Here is a 2,203-nt window from a genome sequence, read left to right on the forward strand (position 1 = left end):
TGCCGTCGGGGGCGGTGGACTGGGAGGTGGTGGTCGGGGCTCCGGAGGCGACGTTCCGGATATGACCTACATTTACGAAGGTATTAGCTCTTCCGTTCGCCGGCGGCCTTCCCGGGCATCGGAGGCCGGCTGGTCGGCGGCCGGCTGAAACAGCAGTCCCCGCACAGCCCCGCACCCGGCCCGATCCGGTAGTAGAGGCAGCAACTCGTCCGCCGGAAGGCCGTACCGCGCGGCCCGGTGCGCAGCGTGCCGGAGCCCGCCAGCGGCGGCCGGTCCAGCAGCTCCGCGACCAACTCCCGCGCCGGGCCCGGCGCGTGGGCGTCCAGCACCCGCAGCGTCCCGGCCAGCGCGGAGGCGGCGTTGCCGAGCAGCAGCCGCGCCGAGAGCGGAACGGCGGCCCGCACCGCCGCCGCCAGCGGCTCCAACTGTCCCACCAGGACGGCCTCGTGGAGCTGGTCGGCGAGCTCTCGCGGCCGGGTGGCCACCGGCTCAGGCGGAATCCACAGGTCGATCGGGCCCTGGTCCGGGATCCGCATCCAGGCGCGCTCCAGCGTCGGGACCGTCCCCAGCAGGACGGCGGCGCCGAGGCCCACCGACCAGAAGCGGGCGGCCAGCCCGAGGTGCAGGATCGAGGCCGCGACCCGGGGTTCGGCCGTGCCCAGCCGCTGCGCCACCACCCGGATCCGCCCGGCGAGCGGGGCGTCCGGCCCGGTGCCGTACAGCTCCGGCAGCGGTCGGAAGCCCGGCGGCGGGGCGTCGCCCTCGGAGCCGTCCAGCGCGAAGTACGGCCCGACGGCGGCGAGCCGGCCGTAGTCCACCGGGCGAGCCCCCACCGGGCCACCGCCCACCGGGCGCTGTTCGGGCGCGGAGTTCAACGACCCTCCCCTGTGAGGCCGTTGGACCCCGCGCCACGTTCGGTCGACCCGGCGACGGACGGGCGGTGGTGCTGGGGCGGCAAGGCGGGCCTCCGAGGGCGAGGGCGGACACCGATCGGGTACATGCACGACCGTATGCCGATCATGCTCCCGAACGGTACCGCGCCCCGACCTCCGGCACCGGCGCACCGGACCCCGTCCAAGAGTCTGCTCCCGCGCCTCCGGTCGATCCTCCCCCTGGGGAACGGAGTTGCGTCCGCCGCCGGGAGGAGGCCGCCTCCCCCGGGAGGGTGACCCGGAAAGGACCCACAAGGCACGCCCTAGGCTCGGCGGTGTGCGCACCGATCCTCCGCTCCGCCCTGCCCGGTTCCGCCGGCCGCTCGCCGCCGTCGCCGCGCTCGCCCTGCTGGCGCCCGTCGTGCTCGCGCAGCCGGGGGCGCGCGGCGCCGCCGTGCTGCTCGCCGTGACCGCCGCGCTCACGGTGGTGGTGGCGCTGCTGCCCTGGCCCGGCGGGCGGATCACGCTCGGTACGGCGGCCACGGTGGCGGCAGGCCTCTCGCTGCTGGTCGACCTGCTCTACCCCGGGCCGTACCGGCTGCCCGCCTTCTGGATGCCCTTCGAGTGGCTGGCCCTGCTCGGGGTGCTCTTCCGCGCCACCCGCCGACTGCCCGACCGCTGGGCCGGGCCGGTCGGCGCGCTGGTCGGGCTCGCCACCGTCGTGCTGCCGCTGCGGTTCGCCCTGCGGACGCCCCAGGGCGGCTCGGCCGGACCGGTGTTCGGCGTGCTGCTCTCCCTGTTGCCTGCGCTCGGGGTCGCGGGGGCGAGCCTCTACCTGAGGGTCCTGGACGCGCGCCGGGAACGCGCGGTCGCGCGGGCGCGGCGCGAGCAGCGGCTCGAAGTGGCCCGTGGCCTGCACGACTTCGTCGCCCACGAGATCACCGGCATCGTGCTGGAGGCCCAGGCCGGCCAACTCCCGGGCCAGGAGCCGGAGGAGACCGCTGCTTTGCTGCGCCGCCTGGAGGAGGCGGGGCTGCGGGCGCTCGACTCGATGGACGAGATGGTCGGTGCGCTGCGTGACCCGCAAGGCGATCACGGCGACCAGGGCACCGGGGCGACCACTCGGCGGCTCGGCCTGGCCGACCTGCCGGAGCTGGTCGCCCGCTTCGGCAGCACGGGCGGCCAGCGCGCCACCGTCGATCTGGACCCCGGGGCCGTCGGGTTGCTCGTCCCCGAGGCGCAGGCCACCGCCTACGCCGTCGTCCTGGAGGCCCTCACCAACATCCGTCGGCACGCCCCGCGGGCCACCGAGGTCACCGTCGAGGTGGCCC

General features: G+C 76.3%; 2 protein-coding genes. One reads left to right on the plus strand and one right to left on the minus strand.

From position 1 onward, the window contains the following. Positions 1 to 83: 83 nt before the first annotated feature. Positions 84 to 875 (minus strand): (2Fe-2S)-binding protein, encoded by a 792-nt coding sequence (locus J0670_RS36305; protein WP_243438016.1) that lies wholly within the window; start codon positions 873 to 875, stop codon positions 84 to 86. Between the two features lie 334 nt (positions 876 to 1,209). Here J0670_RS36305 and J0670_RS36310 point away from each other — a divergent pair. Beyond that, positions 1,210 to 2,203: sensor histidine kinase (locus J0670_RS36310; RefSeq protein ID WP_207816999.1), on the plus strand; the 994-nt coding region annotated here is incomplete at its 3' end.

The organism is Streptomyces sp. FH025 (assembly GCF_017427025.1).
In the GTDB taxonomy this organism is placed as follows: Bacteria; Actinomycetota; Actinomycetes; order Streptomycetales; family Streptomycetaceae; genus Kitasatospora.